Source organism: Pilosibacter sp. NGB245 (assembly GCF_057397225.1).
The window spans coordinates 1,259,701-1,279,742 of record NZ_CM171584.1; the positions used below are offsets into that span (position 1 = coordinate 1,259,701).

Annotated in this window: 15 protein-coding genes; 14 read left to right on the forward strand and 1 reads right to left on the reverse strand. The window is 37.9% G+C overall.

Going from position 1 to position 20,042, the window contains the following annotated elements:
- Window positions 1-4 precede the first annotated feature (4 nt).
- From ACXMYH_RS05660 to ACXMYH_RS05725, 14 genes are all read left to right on the forward strand, one after another.
- Complete coding sequence (locus tag ACXMYH_RS05660; RefSeq protein WP_486555675.1) at window positions 5-3,070, forward strand: type I restriction endonuclease subunit R; 3,066 nt, start codon at window positions 5-7, stop codon at window positions 3,068-3,070.
- Window positions 3,071-3,087: 17 nt separating this feature from the next.
- Window positions 3,088-5,922, forward strand: coding sequence for an AAA family ATPase (locus tag ACXMYH_RS05665; protein WP_486555676.1), 2,835 nt, complete (start codon window positions 3,088-3,090; stop codon window positions 5,920-5,922).
- The gene (gene mcrC, locus ACXMYH_RS05670; protein WP_486555677.1) at window positions 5,919-6,992 is read left to right on the forward strand and encodes a 5-methylcytosine-specific restriction endonuclease system specificity protein McrC; all 1,074 of its coding nucleotides are present in this window, start codon (window positions 5,919-5,921) and stop codon (window positions 6,990-6,992) included. The genes ACXMYH_RS05665 and mcrC overlap by 4 nt, the downstream gene beginning before the upstream one ends.
- Complete coding sequence (locus tag ACXMYH_RS05675; RefSeq protein ID WP_486555678.1) at window positions 6,989-7,297, forward strand: DUF6508 domain-containing protein; 309 nt, start codon at window positions 6,989-6,991, stop codon at window positions 7,295-7,297. Before mcrC ends, ACXMYH_RS05675 begins: the two co-directional genes overlap by 4 nt.
- A gap of 623 nt (window positions 7,298-7,920) precedes the next feature.
- Complete coding sequence (locus ACXMYH_RS05680; RefSeq protein ID WP_243016236.1) at window positions 7,921-8,268, forward strand: RNA methyltransferase; 348 nt, start codon at window positions 7,921-7,923, stop codon at window positions 8,266-8,268.
- Between the two features lie 57 nt (window positions 8,269-8,325).
- Entirely contained in the window at window positions 8,326-10,344 is a 2,019-nt protein-coding gene (locus ACXMYH_RS05685; RefSeq protein ID WP_182433483.1) for an ATP-binding protein, read from the forward strand.
- Between the two features lie 150 nt (window positions 10,345-10,494).
- The gene (locus tag ACXMYH_RS05690) at window positions 10,495-10,683 is read left to right on the forward strand and encodes a DUF1016 N-terminal domain-containing protein (protein ID WP_243016238.1); all 189 of its coding nucleotides are present in this window, start codon (window positions 10,495-10,497) and stop codon (window positions 10,681-10,683) included.
- Window positions 10,684-10,940: 257 nt separating this feature from the next.
- Window positions 10,941-11,135 carry a helix-turn-helix domain-containing protein gene (locus ACXMYH_RS05695; protein WP_207663302.1) on the forward strand — a complete coding sequence of 65 codons (195 nt, stop codon included), beginning with the start codon at window positions 10,941-10,943 and terminating at the stop codon, window positions 11,133-11,135.
- A gap of 39 nt (window positions 11,136-11,174) precedes the next feature.
- Entirely contained in the window at window positions 11,175-12,272 is a 1,098-nt protein-coding gene (locus ACXMYH_RS05700; RefSeq protein WP_486555679.1) for a Fic family protein, read from the forward strand.
- A gap of 1,090 nt (window positions 12,273-13,362) precedes the next feature.
- Complete coding sequence (locus ACXMYH_RS05705; protein ID WP_242992211.1) at window positions 13,363-13,647, forward strand: recombinase family protein; 285 nt, start codon at window positions 13,363-13,365, stop codon at window positions 13,645-13,647.
- A 120-nt stretch (window positions 13,648-13,767) separates the two neighbouring features.
- Window positions 13,768-14,148, forward strand: coding sequence for a recombinase family protein (locus ACXMYH_RS05710; protein WP_486555680.1), 381 nt, complete (start codon window positions 13,768-13,770; stop codon window positions 14,146-14,148).
- Between the two features lie 48 nt (window positions 14,149-14,196).
- The gene (locus tag ACXMYH_RS05715; protein WP_486555681.1) at window positions 14,197-17,493 is read left to right on the forward strand and encodes an ATP-dependent DNA helicase; all 3,297 of its coding nucleotides are present in this window, start codon (window positions 14,197-14,199) and stop codon (window positions 17,491-17,493) included.
- Between the two features lie 443 nt (window positions 17,494-17,936).
- Complete coding sequence (locus tag ACXMYH_RS05720) at window positions 17,937-18,185, forward strand: DUF3781 domain-containing protein (protein WP_117567917.1); 249 nt, start codon at window positions 17,937-17,939, stop codon at window positions 18,183-18,185.
- A 21-nt stretch (window positions 18,186-18,206) separates the two neighbouring features.
- A complete protein-coding gene (locus ACXMYH_RS05725) occupies window positions 18,207-18,527 on the forward strand; it encodes a TfoX/Sxy family protein (RefSeq protein WP_117567916.1) in 321 nt (106 codons plus the stop codon).
- Between the two features lie 142 nt (window positions 18,528-18,669).
- Here ACXMYH_RS05725 and ACXMYH_RS05730 read toward each other — a convergent pair whose 3' ends face one another.
- Window positions 18,670-19,965, reverse strand: a complete 1,296-nt coding sequence (locus tag ACXMYH_RS05730; protein WP_486555682.1) for a tyrosine-type recombinase/integrase — start codon at window positions 19,963-19,965, stop codon at window positions 18,670-18,672.
- Window positions 19,966-20,042: the final 77 nt, after the last annotated feature.

The window sequence follows — 20,042 nt, forward strand, 5'->3', positions numbered from 1 at the left end:
GCGAATGAATGATAAAAATATACTTGAGCTTCATGTGGAACAACAGGATGCAGATGGGACTGCAAAAAGAGCCTCAGAATACCATAAGCGCCTGATCCATCAGGCATCCATTCTCTCTGAGAAGGAATACCAGAAATTTTTGCTGGAGCGTTTGGAGAAGGACAATGGTTTTGTAGTCCGTAAAGCCGCGAATTTTGACCGTTATTATGCCGTGGATCGAGAGATGCTCTTTAAGTTTCTGAATGATACTCAATCGGATACCATGGAGTATCTGCGCAAGATTTACAAAGATGATCTGGAAGAGACGATTGTCAGCTTCATCAATGCGGAGACTACGAAGACACGTGGCAGCCTGATTGAGGTGCTGAAGCATGGCATTGAGCTTTCGAATCAGAAGATTGAGCTCATGTATACGAAGCCCGCGACTACCTTTAATCCGGAATTGACGAAGAAATACAGCCAGAATATTTTCTCTGTGATGGAGGAGGTCTGGGCCAGCGACAAGGAAAGAATCGATGTGGTTATTTTCCTGAATGGTCTGGCAATTATGGCTTTTGAGCTGAAATGTAATGCGGCGGGTCAGTCTTATCAGGATGCCATCTATCAGTTCCGTACTGACCGAAATCCAAAGACAAGACTTTTCCGGTTCAAAGCGGGAACTCTTGTGAATTTTGCTATGGATTTAGAAGAAGTATATATGACCACAAAGCTTGATGGTCAGGCTACATTCTTTTTGCCTTTTAACATGGGGAATGGTCATGGTGTTACTGCAGGGGCTGGGAATCCGGCATTTAAAGATAAATACAGTGTGTCCTATATGTGGGAGGATATCCTTACCAAGGATACGATTCTCGATTTGATCAGCAAGTTTATCTTTGTGGAAGTAAAAGAAAAGGTCGATGAAGAAACCGGAAAAGTGAAGCGCTCGGAAAATCTGATTTTTCCACGTTATCATCAGCTGGATGTTATACGTAAGATACTGGCAGATGTACGTGAGAATGGAACAGCACAGAATTATCTGATTCAGCATAGCGCTGGATCCGGAAAGACCAACTCCATTGCGTGGCTGGCACACCGGTTAACTTCACTGCATGATCCAAACAACAGGATTATTTTTGACAATGTTGTTATTGTTACAGACCGAGTTGTTGTAGATAGGCAGCTGCAGAAAGCCATCATGGGTATGGAACACAAGGCAGGACTCATCCGTGTGATGGATGATAAGTGTGTGTCCGCGGACCTGGCGATTGCGTTGAATGGCAATACAAAGATTATTGCAACAACGATTCAGAAATTCCCATATATCGTTGATAGTGTAGCTAATTTGAAGAACAAGCGGTTTGCCGTCATCATTGACGAGGCGCATTCTTCGACAGCCGGTAAAGATATGGCTGCTATCACGATGACGCTTGGATCCGGAGAAGATACGGAAGCGGATGTGGAAGATATGATTTCCAGCGAAATCAAGCGGAATGGTAAGCAGGCCAATGTGTCTATGTTTGCTTTTACAGCAACACCGAAGCCTACTACCATACAGCTTTTTGGGCATCAGAACACAAAGGGCCAGAAGGAAGCATTTCATGTATATTCCATGAAGCAGGCGATTGAAGAGGGATTTATCCTGGATGTACTGCAGAACTATACGGAGTATTCAACGTTCTATCAGATTAACAAAGAAATTGAGGATGATCCGCGCTGTAAGACCAATGATGCGAAGCGCCAGATTGCACGTTTCATAGAATTGCATGATACCAATATTGCGCAGCGTGTAGAAGTGATTGTAGAACATTTTCGCACCACGGTCATGCAGGAATTAGGCGGTCAGGCTAAGGCAATGGTAATTACCGCTTCTCGTCAGAGCGCAGTAAAGTATCGTCAGGCATTTGAAGATTACATTGCGAAGAAAGGATACGAGGGCATTCATGCATTGGTGGCTTTCTCTGGAAAAGTAAAGCTTCCGGATGATGAGCAGGAGTATACGGAAAGCTCTTTGAATGGATTTCCGGAGGATCGTCTTACAAAGGAATTTGATACGGATAAATATCAGGTTCTACTGGTAGCAAATAAATATCAGACCGGATTTGACCAGCCGAAACTCTGCGCCATGTATGTTCTGAAAAAGCTGAAAGGTGTCAATGCGGTACAGACATTGTCCCGGTTAAACCGTATCTGTGCACCTTATGATAAAAAGACGTTCGTGCTAGATTTTGTAAATAGCTATGAAGATATCAAATCTGCTTTCGCACCATATTATACAACGACATTACTGGCCAATTCTGTAACACCGAGTGCGGTATATGATCTGGAAGCTAAGATTGATGCTTATGGCATATTAGATCCGGCTGATATCGAAGCGGCTAACGATATCCTGTATGCCGACAAAGTGAATGGTAAGCAGAAACAGAGATTGACCTTTTTCCTTCAGAAGAGCAAGAAGCTGATTGAACATTATGAATACAATACACAACGCCAGTGCGTAGCTGATATGAGAAGCTTTGTTCGCTTCTATGAATTTCTGCTGCAGGTGTCCAGCTTTGAAGATACAGATTTACATAAGAAATATAACTTTGTATCCTATCTGCTGGCTTATATTAACATCAAACATCCAGGCGGCGGTTTTAATCTGGATGGAAAGATTAAGGCTACTAATTTCGTACAGAAGAAGGGCGAAGAGCATAAGTCGGCTGATCTCGTTGCCGATCCGGTTATGAAGCTTCCGACAGCAGAACACTTTGGACTGACAGAAGACAAGGAAAAGAGACTATCTGAGATCATCGATGAAATTAACAGCCGCACTGGTAAGAATTATGACAATGATTTAGTGGTTAGAGCGATGCTACAAATTCGTGATATCTTGATGAAGTCAGAAAAGTTGAAGACAAGTGCACGCAACAATACGCAGCAGGATTTTGAGTTTTCCTATTTTGATGATATTGACGACGCTTTGATTGAGGGATTGTCACAGAATCAGGACTTCTTCTCCATGCTTCTCTCCAATGATGAGATGAAGCGGCAGGTTCTTGGTATTTTCTCAGCTGAGATATACAAGAGTCTTCGGAATGCAAAATGATAAGGTGGTGATTTGCAATGTTCAATAAAATGCGATTAAAGTCAGCGCTTGTTGAATACAAGAAACGATTTATACAGACACAGTGGCCGGATGAAAAATATAAGTGGGAAGCTGTAAAATGCTTTCAGGTGAACTGGGATGTTAATGCGGATGATTTTGCGGCAATGCTTACAAAGGCGTTATCGCAGACAGGCAATCTGCTGGCTTCAGTAAATAACTTTCCGGCCAAAATGATTATTAAGTTTGCGGAGATAGCACAGGAAGAAGTCAGAGCAATGTTCATCGAGCTCTTTGATGAAGGCAAAGATGTGTATGAACGTATTGACTCTTTCAAGCAGAAATCGAATAGCCTTCTCGAAAGATATGGCAATGGTGCGGCACAGCATTATCAGTATGAGAATGCAATATGCACCTATTTGTGGCTGCGTTATCCGGATAAATATTACATTTATAAACTTACAGAGATCAAGGCAGTTTCTAATGAGCTGGAAAGCGATTATACGTTCAAAAAGGGTGCGTATGCAGATAACATTCGTAATTTTTTTGCTTTCTATAATGAAATCTGTGACGAGTTGAAGCAAGATGAAGAACTCAAAAATATGCTTGCATCACAAATAACGGGAACGTGCTATCCAGATCCAGAATTAAAAACACTGACAATTGATGTTGGATTCTTTATAAGTCGATACCTTAATAAAGATGAATCTGCACCGACATCAGATGAATGGTGGCCGACAGATTATACTCCTGCATTATCAGTCGATGATTGGGAAGTATTGCTTAATGATGCGGATATATTTACAGACAGTAGCCTTGAAATAATGAAGCGCATTCTTGATTATGGAGGGAAGGCTACCTGCACTCAGCTTGCGATAAAATACGGTGAAAGCAAGAATTTCTATAATTCAGGATCATCAGCGTTGGCCAGAAGGATTGTAAATAAAACAAACTGCCCAATCATGTCGCGGGATAACGATGAAAGTAAATGGTGGCCAGTTCTTTATGTTGGCAAAGCAGCCAAAAAGGATGAAGAAGGATCTTATGTTTGGAAGCTTAGAGATGAGCTTGCAGAAGCTCTTGGACGAGTTGATTTGTCTAAGGTGAATTTGTATGCAAATTTAGAGCCTAATTTCTGGAAGATAAGCCATGGTAATGACTGTATTTCTGATGTAGAGGCAGCAGCATTTGAAAAAAGACAAGTAATTGTGGTACATAAGGATACAGCTGCAAAGGGTAAATCAAAAGTATCTCAGGGCGAAGATTTTATGGCTACAATGAAGAAAGGTGATTTCTTCTATTTGTGCCGTGGAAACAGCATACGGCTTTTGGGACGTATTGATTCGGATGAAGTAAATGAAAATCCAGAAAAGCAGGATGGCTGGTATGAGAGAAGTTATACGGTTATTACGGAGTCTCGTGATACAAGTGCCTATTCTGGAAATAAAAAGTGGTGGACGCCAAACGAGAACTCGACTTGCATTGTTGTTCCTAAAAGTGAAACACAGCTCTTTGAAGACTATATCTTAAAGCCTTATTTTGACATTACAAAAGAAGAACTTCTGAAGAATGATGCATCAGGTTTGCGCTACTGGTTTTTAAATGCAAATCCTAAAATATGGAGTATGTCCAGTATGCCAATTGGTGAGGTTCAGGACTATACCCTTTATAACGATAATGGAAATAAACGCAGGATTTTTCAGAACTTCTTAGATGCTAAGGCCGGCGATATGGTAATTGGTTATGAATCAACACCAGTAAAGCAGATCGTTGCAATTCTGCGCGTTAGTGCGGAGCAAGATGGGCAAAAAATCTATTTTGAGAAAGTAGAAGGCCTTTCCTCTCCTATTGATTTTTCGACGTTGAAAGAATGCTCAGAGCTTGAGAAGATGGAATATTTCTCTATGACACAGGGTAGCTTGTTTAAGCTTACACGTGGAGAATATGATTTTATCATCGACATGATCCGAGAGGAAAATCCGGCTCCCTCAGGGAAAGGCAATACCGAATATACGAAAACAGATTTTTTAAGAGAAGTCTATATGACAGAAGCCAAATACGATAGGCTTGCAGCGGTTCTGAAAAAGAAAAAGAACATTATTCTGCAAGGAGCACCAGGAGTTGGAAAGACATTTGCAGCTAAAAGGTTAGCCTACTCTGTGATGGGTGAAAAAGATGATGACCGTATCGAATTTGTTCAGTTCCATCAGAATTATTCTTATGAAGATTTCATGATGGGCTATAAGCCTGTGGAAAATGGATTTGAACTAAAATATGGTATTTTCTATCGTTTTTGCCAAAAGGCTGCAAACCATCCAGATAAAGACTATTTCTTCATCATAGATGAAATCAACCGTGGAAATATGAGTAAGATTTTCGGAGAACTGCTGATGCTGATAGAGGCAGATTATCGAGATAAAAAAGCAACGCTTGCATATAATGGCCTGAGCTTTTCGGTTCCTAAGAGATTACATATTATCGGAATGATGAATACCGCAGACCGAAGTCTGGCAATGATTGATTATGCATTAAGACGTAGATTCAGCTTTTTCGATATGGAACCAGGCTTTGATTCGGAGGGATTTATCAATTATCAGAATAGCTTTGCAAATGAAACATTCAACACTCTCATTGAGCGTATTAAGGAACTCAACAAGGAAATAGCTCAGGATAAGTCTCTGGGTAAAGGCTTCTGCATAGGGCATAGCTATTTCTGTAATGCGGATGACTGCACAGAAGAATGGATGAAGGACGTTGTTGATTTTGATATTTTACCGATGCTCAGTGAATACTGGTTTGATGAAAGTTCAAAGTTACAGCGGTGGGAGAACATCTTGCACGGTGTATTTCAATGACAAAAGATAAGAGCATATTCATCAAAAATATATATTATATGCTGTCCTATGCTTTTCAAACGTTGAATCAGGAAAACTACGATGATGTAGCAGTTGAATCGTTTGACGAGATGTATGATTTATTGGCTGCGATTCTTGCAAGAGGGATTGGAATTCAGCTGAAACAAGGCCTCTACCGGGAGTATATAAACCGTCAGGAGGAACTCCCGGTAATGCGCGGAAAGATTAACATGCCAGGAACAATTAAGAATCGACTGGTACGTAAGCAGTTACTGACATGTGATTATGATGAGTTGTCTGAGAATAATCTTTTCAATCAAATAATTAAGACGACGGTTATGCTGTTACTGCGAAATGCAAAGGTTAAGGCGGAGTACAAGGATGATTTGAAAAAGAAGATGTTATTCTTTTCCGACGTTGATACGCTTGAGCCAACCTCCATACGGTGGTCATTTATTAGATTTCAGCGAAATAATCAGACTTACAGGATGCTTATAAGTATTTGCCAGCTGATAATTGAGGGTATGCTTATCACAACAGATGCTGGAGAGTATATGCTTGCATCATTTGTGGATGAGCAACGCATGTGTAGGCTGTATGAGAAATTTATTCTTGAATATTACAGTAAGCATTTTCCTGAGCTGTCAGTCAGTGCCTCTCAGATACCTTGGTCTGTGGACGACGGAATCAGAACGATGCTACCGGTAATGCAGAGTGATATTCATCTGCAAAAAGGTAATACCGTACTGATTATTGATGCGAAATATTATAGTCATACAACTCAAACGCAGTATGACAAACATACGCTCCATTCAAATAATATGTACCAGATATTCACGTATGTGAAGAATCGCGATTATGAATTTGGAGATGAAGATCATAAGGTTTCCGGGATGTTGCTGTATGCAAAAACGGAAGAAGAGATTCAACCGGACAACGTGTATCAAATGCACGGTAACCAGATTACCGTCAGAACATTAGACTTGAATAAGCCTTTTGCGGATATTGCTAAGCAACTGAATACCATTGCGGAAACGCACTTTGATTTACCGGAGAGGAGCAAGGGATGACAAACGAAGAAAAGATAATGAAGTTTAGGCAGTTGCTCTCAAATATAAATGTTACCAATAGCTATGAGGTGCTTGAAGAGACTGGTGACCTAAAAACAAACTACTGGGATTATATGACCACAGAGCCTGTAAATTGTAACGAAGAGTTAAAACGCCTGGAATGCGCTGACTATGATTTGTGTTCAGCTTTGTTGACGATGCTATTGCGAGAAGATCATTTTTGTAATGGTGCTTTTGATCAGAGAGTGGAATCCGGACAGGTTGAACATATTGTTCAGCGAATGATAAAATTGCTTGAAAAATAAGGAAAGGTTTATTTATAGCATTTATCTGCAACAGGATTCAGTCATTCGAAAAATTCGAATAACTCATAATTATAAGAAGCTTCAGTTATCTGATAATTTTGGATAACTGCTGGTAGTGGTTATTCACAGGGTGAAATTGGAAAAACAGTATTTACCCGATTCACAAATTAGTTTAAATGAACTATTCGGAATTTCCGGATAGTTCAAATCTAATGGAAGTTGGGGCATATGCGATACCGATAAAAAGATGACAGGATACCAGGTCGAGACGGTGAAATCCGGCAACTCAACTCCCTGAGAGTGTATGGCTAATCATCGGTCAGAGCGGATGGATTGTGTAGAAGTTGAACGGCCTTCACTGTCTCAATGGTCGAGACAGTGGCAGGTGGTAGCAGTGTAAACTTGCCTTGCATTATCATAGGTAGAAAAGGCCTTATACCGACTTGTTCCCGTAGACTTCAACAGTCAAGACCGTGGTATGGATGTCATTTTTGCCACAGATTGCATCTGTTTGTAGCTGTGAATGCGCGGTTTCAGAAGCTGTGGACATGTTTCCGTTTTAACAGGATATATTTCCGCGAACGGGCACAAAACCTGACATCAATCAGAAGGTATCGTGCCATGTGGAGACGGTAGTACTGCTTTCCCACAAAAAGCCAGACGGACATATCAACGTAAAAGTTGAGTTTGGCGAGGGTGAGGGAAAAGTTCCACTTGATAATATTGCTAAAAGAGCGGAAAGTTACAAGCCCAAAGAGCGAGTGACCTACAAAATGATAAAGGAGTACATAGAAGCTAAATACGGTTTCAAAGTACATACCGCATATATCGCAGAGGTAAAGAGAGATTTAGGCTTGCCAATGTACGATGCTCCTAATGCGGTAGAAGAATTGAAACAGTCGAGGAAGCATCCGACAGCGGAGAAAGTGGAAGCGATAAAGGATGCGTTGAAGCACTTTGAGGTGATTTAAAATCATGAGCGTACCATTAAAAATAATGGTATACTTATGATATGGGAGGCGAATATTATGATTATACCTGTAAGCGTTAAAAATCAGAGTATTGATTCTTCTGGAATTACAAGTGATTACAAAGCTGCTATAAGTGAATATATTTGGAATGGTTTTGAGGCTAATGCTAAAAGAGTTAGTATAGAATATACACTTAACGAAGCGTTTGGAGTTAAGGAATTAATTATAAAGGACAACGGTGATGGAATAAATTACGATGAATTGGAGGAGACATTTGGTGCTTTTCTGGCATCAAAGAAGAATTTACTGTCATTACAAATGAAATCTAAGGCAAATAAAGGGAAAGGGCGATTCTCTTTTATTGCTTTTTCAAGTAATGCAGAGTGGCATACTGTTTATAAAGATAACAATGTTTATAAAGAATATGATATTAATATGTCCAGTGATAAAAAAGAGGTTATTGACTGTTCTGAACCACAGTTATCTGACAGACAAGAAACAGGAACAGAAGTGAAATTTACCAATATAAATACATTAACTGCGGAGAATATGGGCTTTGAAATAATTGAGCCAGCATTACTTAAAGATTTTGCTTGGTTTTTGTACCTATATAAAAATAAGAATGTAGAAATAGTAGTTAATGATGAAAAGATTGATTATGAAAAGTATATAAACACAGAGTTGAGCGAAAAATCTATGGTTACAATTGAAGGATATAGATTTGAGATTAACTTAGTTGTATGGCAGGAATCAATTTCTGAAAAATTCTGTTGTTATTATTTTGATAACAAGAACGTGCTGAAAGGAAAGCGAACTACAACTTTTAATCGGAATACGATTAATTTTAATCATAGTGTGTTTGTGAAGTCAGAATTTTTTGATGATAAGGAAAATGTTATAAGCGATCATGATGATACCCAAATTAATATGTTCGAACATCCAGATGAGAAAAAGATTCTGAAAAAATTGCATAAAGAGATTCAAATGCTTATTGAGAAAAAAATCAGTGTATATTTATCGGATAAGGCAGAAGAAGCGGTCGAAGCAATGATAACAGAAAGAAAAACGTTTCCGGAATTTCCAAAAGATGTATATGGACAAATGCGTAAGAATGATTTGAAGAGGGTAACAAAAGAAATTTTTAAATTGGAGCCACTAATTTTTCATAAATTAAAACAAATTCAAGAAAAATCGTTATTAGGTTTTTTGAATTTGCTTTTGAGTTCTGAAGAGAGAGAAAATGTTTTAACTATAATAGAGCAGGTTGTGGAATTATCACCTCAACAGAGATCTGATTTTTCAATGATATTAAAAAAGACATCTTTGGAGAATATCATTGATACTATCAAGTTTATTGAGGATAGGTACAAAGTAATAGAATTATTAAAAAGTATTGTGTATGATTTGACAAAGTTTGCAAATGAACGTGATCATGTGCAGAAGATTGTAGAACGACATTTTTGGCTTTTTGGTGAACAGCATAATTTGGCAAGTGCTGATCAGAGAATGCAAAAGGCATTGGAGCAGTATAGGAATATTTTGTATGGAGAAGAGGATATTACAGCAAAATTAAATTCAGATGCGGAAAATGAACGACGTATGGACATTTTTCTGTGTAATACGCGAAATATCGAAACAACATTTGAAACAACTCTGGAAGAAAATATTGTTGTTGAATTGAAAGCACCGAAAGTTCTGTTAACGAAAAAAATATTACGCCAAATAGAAGATTATATGGATTACGTTAGGAGACAGCCTCAATTCAATAGTGAATTACGGAAATGGAAGTTTATCGCTGTATGTAAAGAAGTAGATGATTATGTTAAAAGCCAATATAAAGCATTTGAAGATAAAGGAAAAGTTGGGTTAGTATTCCAAGTTGATAATTGTGAAGTATATGCGCTTACTTGGGATGATATATTTAAGAGTTTTGAAATAAAGCATAAGCCGATGTTAGAACGATTGAAGTATGATAGAGAACGGGTGGCAAATGAATTAATGGCAGAAGTAAGTGGTATTGAAGGGCGAGAAAAAGCGGATACTCTTACGAAAATTGCTGTTGCAAAAGTGCTGTAAAATATTAGTTGATAATTTAAGAAGGAGAGTTAATAAATAATTTGTAAATGAGAGGATGGCTTTGATATGATGTGCGAATCTTTTTATAAGGAAATCAAATAAATTTTAATTTCAGCAAGAAACAAGGTTTATCAAACAGCCAATTTTGCAATGGTTGAAGCCTACTGGAATATCGGGAAGTCAATCATTGAAGAACAAGGTGGACATGAGAAAGCGGAGTATGGTACAGGCTTGCTAAAAGAGTTGTCAAAACAAATGACACAAGATTTTGGAAAAGGATTTACTGTTGCCAATTTGAAAAATATGAGGCAGTTTTATTTGACGTTTCCAAATGGCTAGCTAAAGGAATTCATGATTTAGATATCAAACTGACAATACATGATAAAAGGCCAACTATACGGAACCTTGCTGGTGACAGGATTTACTGTGATGATGCCTGATATGGATTTTGAAGCAGCTGGAGTTAAAGTGACCACTTATTATAAAGACGAGAAAGATGGCCACGAGTATGGCTTTTTGCCAAGTTGGAGGAAGGACCTCCCGAAGGAGACAAAACGAAATTATCATACAAAAAATTATGGGTAAAACTTGTAGAAATGGATATGAAGAAAACCGAATTTGCTAAGAAGGCAGGAATTAGTTCTGCGTCTGTAGCAAAGCTTGGTAAAGGTGCAAATATCACTACAGATGTACTTGTAAAGATATGCGAGTATCTAAAGTGTGATATTGCGGATATTGTGGAAGTAGTTTCTGACAAAACGCCGGAGGAGGAAAATGATAATGGCAGATAAAAATGGCAAGGTTAAAAAATAACAGCGAGGTGATATGAAGTGAACAAAGATCCATTTAAGGAATATATCAAAGAATCCGAGCCTGCAAAGCGGGACAAAGGCTATGCATGGCATACGGCCATTGGCCTGCAGGCGGTTGACGGACTGAAGACATCAGAATATTTGGTGCATACCGCTGTCCGGAATATCGAGGGCGAGATTTCCCTTGAAGAGGCTAATGCGCTTTTGCAGACCTACTACGAGGAAAATCCTACCCGTGATGCGTCAGACCGCACTGAGGAGGCCGACAAGGTTTCGGCGCGGATCGCTACACTTCTTTCCGAGAAGGCTTTCAGCTTTACACCGAATGAGTATCTTTCCATTCATAGGAAACTGTTTACCGGTATCTATTCCCACGCCGGACGCATTCGGGATTATAACATCACGAAGAAGGAATGGGTGCTGAACGGAGCGACAGTACTTTATGGAAGTGCCACTGAGCTTCGGGCGACATTAGATTATGATTTCTCAGAGGAGAAAAAGTTCTCTTATAAGAGTCTTTCGATGGATGAGATCATCCAGCATCTTGCGTTTTTTATTTCCAGACTGTGGCAGATCCATGTTTTTGGAGAGGGTAACACAAGAACGACGGCGGTATTCTTCATCAAGTATCTGCGCACATTGGGCTTTGATGTGACAAACGATACTTTTGCCGAGAACGCATGGTATTTTCGTAATTCATTGGTCAGGGCGAATTACAATGACCTGAAAAACGGCATTCACGAAACGACGGAGTTCCTTGAGGTATTCCTACGCAATCTTCTGCTGAATGAGAATCACGCGCTTCATAACCAGACATTGCATATCAGCCGCACCTTTAAGGAAGCAGAAAAACCGGACATTGAAACTGCAAAACCGGACATTGACGATTTAAAAGCGGACATTGAAGCTGCTTTTCAACCGAAAACGGCAAGCCATATTTTGAAGTTGCGTGAGACATTTCCGGGGCAGACGATCTTTGGACGGTCAGATGTAATGAAGGCGATTGATATTAAAGCATCCAGAGCTTCTGATCTTCTGAAGGAAATGGTGGAACATGGAATCATTGAGCCGGTATACGGACACGGAAAAGGTAAGTATCGCTTCCTGCGGCAGTAGAATGGATGTAAAAGAGATCCGGCATGAAGACAAAGAAAATAAGGAAAGGTTTGTTTATAGCGGTCTCTGTAACAGAATTTAGTCATTCGAAAAATTCGAATAACTCATCATTACAAGAGGGTTTGGTTATCCGATAATTTGGGGTAACTGCTGGTAGTGGTTATTCACAGGACGAAATTGGAAAAACAGTATTTACCCAATTCGCAAATTAGTTTAAATGAACTATTCGGAATTTCCGGATAGTTCAAATCTAATGGAAACTAGGGCATATGTGATACAGATAAAATGATGACCAGATTCCAGGTCGAGACGGTGAAATCCGGCAACTCAACTCCCTGCGAGTGTATGATAAATTCGTGGTCAGAGCGGATGGATTGTGTAGAAGTTGAGCGTTCTTCACTGTCTCAACTGTCGAGACAGTGGCAGAGAGCAACAGCGTAAAATTGCCTTGCATTATATAGGTAGAAAAGACCTTATGCTGATTTGTTCCCATAAACTCCAATGGTTAAGACCATGATATGGATGTCAAATTTGCCACAGATAGCATTGGCGTGCAGCTGTGAATGAGCGGTTTCAGAAGGCGTGGATCTGTTTCCTTTTTGACAGGATCTGTTTCCACGAACGGGCACAAAACCAGACATCAATCAGAAGGTATCGTGCCATGTGGAGACGGTTGTCTTGATGTCAAAAGTACAGAAATAAGAACTGCAAATAGTCTTGAAATAAAGGGATTTCGAGAGTTTGGAGTAAATATTATAGGTTTGCTCCATGCTCTCTTTTTTGTGTCTGAGAGAACTGGTCTACTGCGATTTTTCGGTATGGTTGAGTTGACAAGATGAACATTGGCATAGGTTGAGTTGATAGGATTATTGAATTGGCTAATTACTATATGTTATTATTGGTTTATATTGATTAGGCGTCAGAGGGGAGGAGAATAAAATATGCAGAGAAATTCAAAGGTACATTTTATACCTCCGATACCGAAGAGAGAGCAACATGTCGGTATTTATTGTCGTGTTAGCACAAACAGTATGGAGCAACTGCAAAGCTGACTGCTCAAGTATCTCATTTGACAAGACTGACGGCTGCCATGCCGCAATGGGTGTTGGCAGGTGTTTATATGGATATTGCTACCAGCAAGACAGGTTCATCAAGGAAAGAATTCAATCGTCTGCTGGAAGATTGCGATTCGAGGAAGATTGAGATAGTAATTACGAAAAATATCAGCAGATTTGGAAGGGATACTGTAGAAATTTTGGATGCCTTGAATCAACTGAGAACATTAGGCGTTCGTGTAATATTTGAGCAGGAGGAACTGGATACTGCGAATACGGATAGCGACTTAATGATTTCAATAATTGAATCGCTTGCATAGACTGAAAATGAATCCCGTAGTGAAAATATAAAATGGGGCATTAAGCAACGAGCAGCGTCAGGAACTTCAAAACTGTATGACAGGAAGTGCTATGGATATAAACATGATAAGGATGGCAAGTTGATTATTGATGAACAAAAAGCTGAAAATGTTAAACTGATATTTGATTTGTATCTTAGCGGTCAAAGTGTTATAGGAATTATCAAAGAGCTGGAAAAACGGAATATTCTCTCACCTACCGGAAAAGAGAAATGGTGTAAGAGAACGATTGATGTAATGCTTAGTAATGAGAAATATACTGGAGATGTCCGGCTTCTAAAATCGGGTAAAAGTGAGGTTCAATATCTGTCTTTGAATAATAATCCTATGATAATTTCAAAAGAAGCGTTTGAGGCTGTGCAGATTGAAAAGAAACAGAGAAGTAATATGGTAAAAGATGAGAATGGATGGCAGAGAAAAAATGAGAAATATAGTTCAAAAAAGAAAATCGAAAACAAATAGCATTTGAAGATATAACCAGAAAAATAATAACTAAAATGGGGTGATTTTTTGCAATCAAATAATAATGAGTTATATAGGCGCCATATTGCAACACATTCTGAACGTTCAGCAGAAGATCGTGCAGCAGTTTCAACTTTAGAAACATTCCTGACTTCAGATGGAAAAATTAATACAGATTTCTCTTGTGATGATAAGTGGCCAAATCATGATGGTACATTTGAGTTTGTTTCGGAACCCGAAATATCTAGATGTCCAGAACAGAACTTTATAGTTCAGATAAAAGGAACGCATAATTATAAAGACGTTGATGGAATTATTTCGTATAGCTTGACAAGCTTAGCATTTCCAGCTTTTATAGCTAGTGAAGTAACTGCAGATCCAGGAATTTTATTTATTGTTTTAAATCCGGATGTCAGAGGCAAGAAACGTGTTTTTTGGAAATATTTGTCTCCCAGTTTTATCCAATCTATAGACTTTGGAAAAAATAGTACTACAATTAAACTCAGTTCTGAAGATGAGATAGAAGATACAGATGAAAGCGTTAATATGTTCTGTCATAAACTTCAAAAAATTATCGATATCCATTTGTTCCTGAGTAAATTAGATAAGGATAATCTCAGAAAAGAAGAAGCTGTAAAAATCATTGAAACTAGATGTGAGGATATATCACTAGAGATTGATAGAATTAGTGATGGTAACAAATCTCGCGACTGTATATCCAGAAGAATTGTGAATGGATTATATGATTTGTGTTATGCTGTTTTAGTTTTAAATGCAATAAATCTGGGATATATGAATGTCAATGAAAGATTGGCATGGGAGTTATCTCAATTTAATATTGAAACTAAATATTTGAGTAACTTTTTGAAAGGTCTTAAATATATTGGATCAAGAATTCCAGAAGAAGGTCAATCAGAAAGGTTGATGCTGAAATACTACAACTATCTTTGGGAAATTAGAAGGTTCTTAAAAACTAATTTCAATATTGATGTATTGAGAAATCTGGAAAGATTTCCTTTGAATACGGATACTCTTGATGTAGAGTATTATGAAATGGTAGCTTCGAGCATTTGTGCAATTGATTTATCACCAAAAGCACCGAGGACTTCCAGATATTATATTCAAAAAAAGACACCTTTCTTTGTTAATGGGGAAAGATATTTTGAAATCACGTTACAGCTCGCCGGATTGTATGCAACGAAATTTAATCGTATAACTGTATATAGCAAGCAAAATATATCAACTAATTACTCAATACAGATTGCATATGCCGATGCAGAAATTAACCTTTGGGGAGCAAAAAGTAAAATTAAAGTAGTAACGAATTGGAAGGTGTCTATTGATCCTTCATGTTTGAATAAGTTAGGGAAAATCTTAAAAATTGATATTAACTTAAATAAAAATTATGGTGAGTACAACGCATTGATGAATTTTCTCACTAGAACAGGCATGAATCTTTTTGATTTAATTAATATACATGAAAATAACTTTCAAAATGCTTTGGATCAAATCTATGGAGAGACAAACACTAATACATTTAAGGATGTATTGATTAAACTGAGAAGAGATTATTCACTTTCTTCAAACAAAAAAGGAAAGCATACAATACGCTACATATTACTAAACCTGCGGGAAGAAACGTTAGAATTCGTGCTTCCTAATACGTTTGATAAGTATTGTCTTTCTGATGATCTTTATATTACGAGTAGATGTTATCCATTTGAGAAAAAACCCTTTATTTCAAATTTAGCCGGAAGGAAAACCAGTAAGGGTAATATAAAGGATATCCTTGAAATAACAAATGGCTCTGCGGAGTTTGATACAGTACGTCCGTACTTAACGATTGAAAGTATGATACGTGAAACGGGGGAGCTGTATTTTGATATTGATTCGGTAGCAAGCCGGGAAGCGATAAAAAAGTACAACTCTAGTCTGGATCAGTGGGAATGCAGTAACGGTTTTATGATAAATGAAGAAAATGGATTTTTATCAATTGCTTCCTACGAAACTACAACTATATTTATACTTAATAAATTGCTAAAGTTTTCAAAAATAAGTAATAGAGGACAAAGGGAGTCCAACCTACGATATCTTAAGCAATGTAATATAAATTTCGAAGATCCATTAAAAAAGGTTGCCTTGCAAAAGTTATTTGTAAGTTCTCAAGTAATGCTCATTTACGGAGCAGCTGGTACGGGAAAGACAACATTGATTAATTACATTTCAAATATGATGAATCAATCAAAGAAACTTTTTCTTACGAAAACGCATACTGCTTTGCAGAATTTGGAAAGACGTATAGAAAATCCGGGTCTTGATTCTGATTTTATAAGTATTGATAGCTTTACAAAGACAATTACACTTACAGATTATGACATAGTTTTTGTTGATGAATGCAGTACAATAGACAATAGAACAATGAAGAGGTTGCTTGAAAAAATTGATGAAAGTACATTGCTTGTTTTAGCTGGAGATATTTATCAAATTGAGTCCATTGATTTCGGTAACTGGTTTTATTATGCCAAGGATATTATTAAAACGGATGGTGCCAATGTTGAACTTTTAAATACTTGGAGAACGGACAAAAAAGAGTTAAAGGGCTTATGGGATGAAGTTAGAAAAATTCAACCTATTATTACTGAAAAACTTGCAATAGATGGTCCCTTTTCAGCTGATATAGGAGAAGAAATATTCGTATCTCAGGATGAAGATGAAATTGTACTATGTTTAAACTATGACGGTAAATTTGGTTTGAACAACATGAACCTTTATTTTCAAAATGCTAACACTAAAAGCGAAGTATATACGTGGGCTGAGTGGACATTTAAAGTCGGAGACCCAGTGATTTTTCTCGATACCAAGCGTTCTCCTATATTATATAACAATTTAAAAGGAAGAATTGTAGATATCTCGAAAAGAGATTCAGCTATATTATTTACGCTTGATATAGACACTATTTTAACAGAGCGGCAATGCAGAAACGAAAGTTTTGAATTTGTTGATGTGACAGATCGTGGAACAAGAATACGCTTAGAAGTAATCGCAAGCGATGATGAATCGGCACCAGAGGAAGAACGATTCAAGACAATTATTCCTTTTCAAATCGCATATGCTGTTTCTATTCATAAGGCACAGGGTTTAGAATATAACTCTGTAAAGATAATTATTCCCTCTTATAATGCAGAAAAAATATCGCATTCTATTTTTTACACTGCAATAACCCGTGCAAAAGAAAAACTCAAGATATTTTGGAGTGCGGAAACAATGAAAGCCATTGTAGAAAGTTTTGATAAAGAAAAAATCGGACAGCGTACACTTAAGTTTATAGAAAAAAAGCTAGAATAATATAATAGCCTAATCAAACATACAACGTTGAGAAGATAAGATGGCTGCAAAAGGATTGAATTTCAAGGAATTTTAGTAAATGTGGGTTTGTTTGGTTATAGCCTAACTATTACACGTGGAGACGGTAGTCTTGATGTCAAGAAAAGATAAATAAGTGCCAGAAAGCGGCGTATTTCCGGGCTTTTTCGGAAGTTGGGATGTAAGGCCCGACATCTGAAAAGGTCCGGTTTTCTTATATGGAAACATATCTACGGCAAAATATGTGTCAGGTTGTAACCTCGAATTAGATGTCGCGATTTGGGACAGTGGATTAGATGTCACGGATTTTGGAAAACAGAAAGGGCTGACAACCAATCCGGCAACTCGACCATTTTGGGTGTTTGTAGGCAGCGGAATAGATGTGAAGGGAAAATTCGGTAGATTACAATTTGAGGAAAAGAAGAATGGAAGATAAAAAAATATTACTCGATAATATTAACAAAATTCATACAACTGAACTGGGAGTTGATAGAATTAAAAGAAATCTAAAAATAGATATAGTAGATGTTGTTGAGTATTGCAAAAATAAGGTGTTGGATGAAAATTGCCATATATACAAACAAGGTAAAAATTGGTATTGCGAAATTGAAAATGTCAAAATCACTATCAATTCATATAGTTATACAATTATTACAGCACATATTATTAAGTAAATTATAAGTTGAGGTGAAATTATGGCATCAAGCAAAGAATATTTAGAGTTTATTTTAGGGCAGCTATCTGAGTTAGAAGAAATTACTTATCGAGCTATGATGGGAGAATTTATTATTTATTATCGAGGAAAGATTGTAGGTGGTATCTATGATGATAGATTACTTGTTAAACCAGTAAAATCAGCAATTAGTTATATGCCGACAGCTTCATATGAATTACCCTATGAGGGAGCAAAAGAGATGTTGTTGGTAGATGAAGTTGATAATAAGGGATTTTTGGCAGGTTTGTTTGGTTCTATGTATGACGAACTGCCAGCACCAAAACCGAAAAAGAAGAAATAAACAAATTCACGTTTGCCGAAATATATTTCTAACTTTCCCTATTTTACAGGCTTTCCAGCCTGTGCATTAGCGAAACGATATGTATTTTCCCTTATTTTTGCCCTTATGAGATAATCGTAAGGGAAATAAGGGAAAGTTTTATTTAGTCATTGCCTGCCACTTTATCAAGTAACCTTGCAGATTCCCGCTTGGCTTTTCTTGTAGAGTGTGCATAGACATTCATGGTGGTACTGACATCTGAGTGCCCTAACAGTTCCTGCACATCCTTTGGTGCTGCTCCATTTGCCAGAAGGTTGCTTGTGTAGGTGTGTCGCAACTGGTGAAAATGAAATCCTTCAAATCCATTCAGTTTCTGAGCAATCTTCCTGCAAACAATTCCTAACGTGCTTGGCAGTTCCAAACTTCCATCCGGTCTTAAGCAGACAAATGATATTTCCTTATAATCTTCTGGAACATTCTCTGTTCCGTCCAGATGATAGAAATCATAGTAAACTCTGTTTTTGTCTTTTACTTCTCTGTAGTAGTTTTTGTGGTAAAGTTCTCCGTACTGCATTCGGTTTTTAAGTTGTTCCTTTCGGGCATTGCGAAGAATCTCTGCCAGTGTATCTCCAAAATCAACAATCCTTACCTTTTTTCGTTTGGTGGGTCCGATGATATTCTTGTGCCTTGAACCATCATATCGGATACTGCGTCTGATCGTAAGGCACTGTTCTTCAAGATTTACATCCTGCCATGCCAGACCACAGGCTTCACCGATACGAAGTCCTGCATAATAAGCTATCTGGATTGGAAGTATTGCCGGTGGATTGTAATCCTGTAGAAATTCAATCAGTCTTTCATAATCCTCTCGTGGAATTGGCTGTATACCGCCATCCATGTCATCATCAGAAAACAGGTCAACCTCATCCGTCTGGTATTTCAGCTTAATATACTGCATCGGATTGAAAGTGATATATTGCTTTGGTGATACTGCAAATCGGAATGACTGCTGTAATACTGCCGAGAAAGAACGAATGTAATCTTTGCTATAACCTTTTCTTTCTGAACCATCTGGATAAGTGCCACCAAAGGAAAGCAGATCGAAGAAGGCTTGTAAATGCTCAGATGTTACATTTTTCAACTTTCTCTCTGAAATTGGATGCTTCTTGATGTTGGTAATGGCACCGAGGTAATTCTGGACTGTCCCATTACTGAGCGTACCGGTCTTTAATTCTTCCTCTGCCCATATATCAAGTAATTCTCCAATTGTAATATTTTCCGACTTTGCAATGAATTTCTTGCTTTCGTAATCGTCCATTGCCTGACGGAGCAGTTTTTCCGTTTCACTTTTACTTTCTGTTCCAGCGTATTCTTTCTGAACCAGATTGCCGCTTGCATCTTCTACATAGAAGCGGTAGTACCATTTCTTTCCTTTTTTTCTTACAGATCCTTTTGCCATAATCGTGTGTCTCCTTTCGATATCAGACAATCGGAACTGATGAAATGCTTCTTGCGTGTAAGTATATCATAACTCCG

Bases quoted from the DNA above. Each gene is read 5' to 3' on its own strand.
- ACXMYH_RS05660 (WP_486555675.1), top strand. From the start codon at position 5: ATGAATGATAAAAATATACTTGAGCTTCATGTGGAACAACAGGATGCA.
- ACXMYH_RS05665 (WP_486555676.1), top strand. From the start codon at position 3,088: ATGTTCAATAAAATGCGATTAAAGTCAGCGCTTGTTGAATACAAGAAA.
- mcrC (WP_486555677.1), top strand. From the start codon at position 5,919: ATGACAAAAGATAAGAGCATATTCATCAAAAATATATATTATATGCTG.
- ACXMYH_RS05675 (WP_486555678.1), top strand. From the start codon at position 6,989: ATGACAAACGAAGAAAAGATAATGAAGTTTAGGCAGTTGCTCTCAAAT.
- ACXMYH_RS05685 (WP_182433483.1), top strand. From the start codon at position 8,326: ATGATTATACCTGTAAGCGTTAAAAATCAGAGTATTGATTCTTCTGGA.
- ACXMYH_RS05690 (WP_243016238.1), top strand. From the start codon at position 10,495: ATGGTTGAAGCCTACTGGAATATCGGGAAGTCAATCATTGAAGAACAA.
- ACXMYH_RS05695 (WP_207663302.1), top strand. From the start codon at position 10,941: ATGGATATGAAGAAAACCGAATTTGCTAAGAAGGCAGGAATTAGTTCT.
- ACXMYH_RS05705 (WP_242992211.1), top strand. From the start codon at position 13,363: ATGCCGCAATGGGTGTTGGCAGGTGTTTATATGGATATTGCTACCAGC.
- ACXMYH_RS05720 (WP_117567917.1), top strand. From the start codon at position 17,937: ATGGAAGATAAAAAAATATTACTCGATAATATTAACAAAATTCATACA.
- ACXMYH_RS05725 (WP_117567916.1), top strand. From the start codon at position 18,207: ATGGCATCAAGCAAAGAATATTTAGAGTTTATTTTAGGGCAGCTATCT.
- ACXMYH_RS05730 (WP_486555682.1), bottom strand. From the start codon at position 19,965: ATGGCAAAAGGATCTGTAAGAAAAAAAGGAAAGAAATGGTACTACCGC.